Source organism: Halochromatium sp. (assembly GCF_054919635.1).
On sequence record NZ_JBUDPI010000275.1, the window covers coordinates 1 to 5,154 of the forward strand.

4 protein-coding genes and 1 pseudogene are annotated in these 5,154 nt (G+C 60.3%); 4 read left to right on the plus strand and 1 reads right to left on the minus strand.

Annotation, left to right across the window (positions count from 1 at the left end; translation table 11 throughout):
• The first annotated feature begins 110 nt into the window (after positions 1 to 110).
• The 4 genes from ispA (at position 111) to ACY693_RS14635 (ending at position 4,540) form a co-directional block, all read left to right on the plus strand.
• Positions 111 to 1,019 carry a (2E,6E)-farnesyl diphosphate synthase gene (ispA, locus tag ACY693_RS14620; RefSeq protein WP_462322551.1) on the plus strand — a complete coding sequence of 303 codons (909 nt, stop codon included), beginning with the start codon at positions 111 to 113 and terminating at the stop codon, positions 1,017 to 1,019.
• Between the two features lie 275 nt (positions 1,020 to 1,294).
• Positions 1,295 to 2,485, plus strand: a complete 1,191-nt coding sequence (gene proV, locus ACY693_RS14625) for a glycine betaine/L-proline ABC transporter ATP-binding protein ProV (RefSeq protein WP_462322552.1) — start codon at positions 1,295 to 1,297, stop codon at positions 2,483 to 2,485.
• A gap of 3 nt (positions 2,486 to 2,488) precedes the next feature.
• The gene (locus ACY693_RS14630; RefSeq protein WP_462322553.1) at positions 2,489 to 3,406 is read left to right on the plus strand and encodes an ABC transporter permease; all 918 of its coding nucleotides are present in this window, start codon (positions 2,489 to 2,491) and stop codon (positions 3,404 to 3,406) included.
• Between the two features lie 267 nt (positions 3,407 to 3,673).
• Positions 3,674 to 4,540 carry a glycine betaine ABC transporter substrate-binding protein gene (locus ACY693_RS14635; RefSeq protein ID WP_462322554.1) on the plus strand — a complete coding sequence of 289 codons (867 nt, stop codon included), beginning with the start codon at positions 3,674 to 3,676 and terminating at the stop codon, positions 4,538 to 4,540.
• Between the two features lie 98 nt (positions 4,541 to 4,638).
• Here ACY693_RS14635 and ACY693_RS14640 read toward each other — a convergent pair.
• A pseudogene (locus ACY693_RS14640) lies at positions 4,639 to 5,154 on the minus strand (hypothetical protein); the annotation flags it as partial.

Sequence of the window (5,154 nt, forward strand, 5' to 3'; positions counted from 1 at the left end):
CATCGACCCGGCCCCTCGCCTCGACGAGGACCACGCGCAAGCCACCTCGCCTAATCCCGAGACCTTCAGCCCTAAGACCCTTACCCCCAATATCGGCCTCTCATCGGCTCATGAACGACGCGCCCCGCCTCAAACACTTCCTCCAAGACTGCCAAGCCCGCGTGCTGGGCACGCTCGAGCGTGTCTTACCCGCCGCCGAGCAGCCACCGACCCGTTTGCATCAGGCGATGCGCTACGCAGTGCTGAGCGAGGGCAAGCGCGTGCGCCCGATGCTCGCTTATGCGGGCGCGAGGGCACTGGATCTGGAGGCCGAGCGTGTCGATGCTGGGGCCGCGGCCGTCGAGCTGATCCATGCCTATTCGCTGATCCATGACGATCTGCCGGCGATGGACGACGATGATCTCAGGCGCGGTCGCCCCAGCTGCCATAAGGCGTTCGATGAGGCTACCGCAATCCTCGCCGGCGATGCCTTGCAGACGCTCGCCTTCGGTGTGCTGGCACAGCCCAGCGATGGCAATGCCGAGGTCGATGACAGTGCCAGATTAGGAATGATTGCAGCACTCTCGCGCGCTGCGGGCTCGATCGGCATGGCCGGAGGCCAAGCCTTGGACCTGGAGTCTGAGGGCAGCCAGCTCGATCTGGTGATGCTGGAAAACATCCACATCCACAAGACCGGCGCGCTGATCAGGGCGAGCGTACAGATGGCCGCTCTTGCCTGTCCTGACCTCGAGCCAGCCAAGGCCGAGGCGCTTGACCATTATGCGAAATGCATCGGTCTCGCATTCCAGATCCAAGACGACCTGCTTGACGTCGAGGGCGATACCACTACCATCGGAAAGCGCAGTGGCGCCGACGCGGCGCATGAGAAGGCGACCTATCCCTCGCTGATGGGGATCGGCCCGGCGCATGAAGCGGCCAATGACCTCATTGCCGACGCACTAAGCAGTCTCGAACTGTTTGGAGAGGGGGCAGATCCTCTACGCTGGATTGCCAATTATATCATCAGCCGCGATCGCTGAGTGGCCGCTTGATCGCAAGAGCTGGATCACAACAGGTTGATCCAGAAAGGATAATTATTGCTCCACAGCAAGTCTCTATTCTCGTCCTTCTCCGCTTAATCGACCCAAGCCTGAACGGCTGAATCATTACATCGAATGGTAACAAAGGCCGCGCAACAGAAGCCCCAGGGCAGTTGAAAGCAGCTAGCGAAGCTGCTAGCCTCTTTTTCACACTCCTGGTATCAATCGCGATCGGATTCGCCGTTTTCGCGGTTTGGTCATTTCGTTTGAATCTCATGCAAGAAAAGGTTGTCATCAAGGATCTTTACAAGATCTTTGGCCCCGCGCCGGACGAGGCCCTCACGCTCTTGGAGCAGGGCCTGTCGAAGGACGCGATCTTCGAGCGCACTCGCACCACGGTTGGTGTACAGAACGCCAATTTCAGCATCTACGAGGGCGAGGTCTTCGTTGTCATGGGCTTGTCGGGCTCAGGCAAGTCCACCCTGGTTCGGATGCTCAATCGGCTCATTGACCCGACTCGCGGTCAGGTCATCGTCGACGGCGTCGATATCACGCAGATGAGCAAGCAACAACTCATCGAGATGCGTCGCCGGACCATGAGCATGGTGTTTCAGTCGTTCGCCCTGCTCCCGCACAAGACAGTGGTGGAGAACGCCGCCTTTGGCCTCAACGTGTCAGGCGCCAGCAAGAACGAGCAGCGCGATCGGGCCATGCGAGCGCTCGAGACGGTCGGGCTCGCGCCGAATGCCGAGAGCTACCCGGACGAGCTCTCGGGCGGCATGAAGCAACGCGTCGGACTGGCACGCGCACTCGCCACCGAGGCGCCCATCCTGTTGATGGACGAGGCCTTTTCGGCATTGGACCCGCTCATTCGCACCGAGATGCAGGACGAGCTGGTGCGGTTGCAGCAAACCGAGGCCCACACCATCGTCTTTATCTCGCACGACCTCGATGAAGCGATCCGCATCGGTGATCGAATCGCGATCATGGAAGGCGGCTCCATCGTCCAGATCGGCACCCCAGAGGAGATCGTCACCCGTCCTGCCAATGACTACGTGCGCTCGTTCTTCTATGGGGTCGACATCAGTAAGGTCTTCAATGCCGGCGATATCGCCTCGAAACGACTCTTGGCCGTGTTCGAGCGTACCGGCGTCAACCTCCACGCGGCACTCGCCCAGCTGCGCGACCATCACAGCGATCTCGCCGTCGTCGTCGACCGCGGTGGTCAATACCGCGGGCTGGTCACGGTCGATAGCCTCGCCAAAGCGGCCAGCAGCAGCAACCCACAATGGGACGCCGCCTTCCTCCGGGACATCGAAACGGTGGCGGCCGATACCGAGCTCTCTGAGGTGCTGAGTCGTGTCACCGCCACGGATCGCCCCGTGCCCGTGCTCGATGACGCGGGCGTCTATCGCGGCGTTGTCGACAAGAGCATCCTGCTACACACCCTGGACAAGACAAGCTGATTCATGGCCAACGGCATCACCGATTTCCGCATCCCGATCGGCGACTGGGTCGCCGACGGCGTCGACTGGGTCCAGATCAACCTGGCCGGCCTGCTCGACGGCATCTCAGAGGTCCTTGATCTCGTCATCGACTCGTTCGAGAGTGGACTGCAAGCCCTTCCTCCGCTGGTCCTCGCCGCGCTCATCATCCTGATCGCGACTTGGCGCGTGGGCTGGCGATTCGGTCTCTTCGCCATCGTTGCGATGGCCCTGCTCTTCGGTATGGGCATCTGGTCGGAGACGATCTCGACCCTCGCCTTGGTCATTGCCTCGAGTCTGGTCGCGCTCCTGATTGGCATCCCGATCGGCATCGCCATGGCTCGCCATGATCCCGTCGAGGCGCTGATTCGCCCGGTGCTCGACTTCATGCAGACCATGCCGCCCTTCGTCTACCTGATTCCGGCCGCGATCTTCTTTGGTCTGGGTAAGGTGCCAGGCTCGATCGCCACCCTCATCTTCGCCATGCCGCCGGCCGTGCGTTTGACCAATCTTGGTATCCGCCAGGTCAGTGAAGAGCACGTTGAGGCCGGGAAGGCGTTCGGCTGCACCAGCCATCAGCTCCTATTCAAGGTGCAGCTGCCGCTCGCAATGCCATCGATCATGGCGGGGATCAATCAGACCATCATGCTGGCGCTGTCGATGGTGGTGATCGCCTCGATGATCGGGGCGGGCGGTCTCGGCAACACGGTCTTGACCGGTATCCAACGCCTCGATGTCGGCCTCGGCTTCGAAGGGGGGCTCGGCGTCGTCTTACTCGCGATCCTGCTCGACCGAATCACCCAAAGCTTTGGCACCATGAAGCGAAACACCGCATCACCCTCTCTCTTTGCGCGCCTGCGTGAAGGGTTCGACCGCTGGAAGGCGTCGCAAGCAGACGTCTAGGCGCTTGTGCGCCGTCTATCACCGAATAGCATAAGGGCCTCGCGGGTTTTCCAGGTGCCTTGCAGATGCCTTGCAGGGAGCGCAGGGTCAGGGGCATCGCCGGACTGCCAGCTGCCGACGGCCAGCATCGGCCTAACGATCAACCGCTGACATTCTCGCCCGTCGACGACGTTCGAGAGTGATGGGGCATTCGGCCCCGCGCGGAGATGCGCTTTGTGCGCATCTTTCGCTCCCTCTCATCCATCCAACCCTAGAGGACTGATGATGTTGATGAAGACCTCACTCAAACTCTTACTCTCGGGCGTGCTCGCCCTCTCCATCGGGACCGCTGTCGCTGCCGAAAAGACCATCAAGATCGGCTGGACGGCCTGGTCGGACGCCGAATTCGTCACCAAACTCACCAAACGTATCCTCGAAGACGAAATGGGCTACGAGGTCGAGCTGCTCCAAACCGACATCGCACCCCAGTATCAAGGCGTGGCGAGCGGTGATCTCGATGTGATGCTGATGTCCTGGCTCCCTGGCACCCACGGTGACTACTTGGAAAAGGTCTGTAACGATGTCGTCCCACTGGGCATCCTCTACACCCATGCCCGCCTTGGCTGGGCCGTGCCTGCCTATGTGCCCGAAGACATGGTGAGCAGCATCGAGGATCTAAAAAAGGACGAGGTTAAGGAGAAGCTTGACGAGACCATCACCGGCATCGATCCAGGTGCGGGCCTGACCCGCCTCTCTAAGGAGGCCGTCAAGGATTACGAGCTCGACGATTATGAGCTGCAGATCTCCTCTGGTGCCGGCATGACGGCCGCGCTGGAGCGCGCAGTACGTCGTAATGAGTGGATCGTCGTCACCGCCTGGAGTCCACACTGGATGTTCGGCGCCTATGACCTGCGCTACCTGGAAGATCCCAAGGCAGTCCTGGGAAGCTTCGAGCGTGTCGTCGCGCTCGCCCGCAACGGGTTCTATCAGGACGACATCGATGCAGCGAGCTTTATCTCGCGGATACAGATCCCCATCGATGACCTACAAGCCGCTATGTACGATGCTCAGGAAACCTCTTACGAGGACGCGGTGACCAAGTACATCGAGAACAACCAGGACCGGATCAACTACTGGGTCACCGGCGAACTCTAAGGCGCGTCCATCGCTTCCGTGACCGGTGCGCACCCCCAGTAGAGAAGAGCGGCCAGGTCGAGCCTGGCCGCTCTCATCGGCCCGTTTATCAAGCTCGATTAGAAGTAGTAGCCAAAGTTGATGTTGAAACGGTAGTTCCAGTAGTCGTTACCGTTTGCGCCAAAGTCGCCCACGCCGCCCGTCGGTGAAAAGAGATTGGAATACCCTTCGACGGTTCCGGCGTCGGTCTCGTTGCCAACAAAATAGTTACCGTCTGAGAACGCAAGATCGGTATAAATGTACCAGCCACCACGTGCCCAAGCTGCACCCAAGGTAACCAGCTGGCTATCGTTGAACCTGTTGTCTTCCTTGATGATATTGCTGTACTCGACGTACGGGCGGACCGAGTCAAGCCACGGAATCCGATTGGTTTCGTAGAGGTAGCTCAGCGACACCGCTGGTAGCCAGGCATCTGACGCGACCGGCCAAGCGAAGTCATAAGCCCCCATCGGGAACAAGGCGTCTGTGCTCAGTGCGTTATCGGAATCGATGTCGTACTTGTAGCGCGTCAGCTGGGTCGCGAGCAGCCAGTTGTTCCAGCTGTTGGTCATGTGGACCGAGGCCGCCCAGTGGTG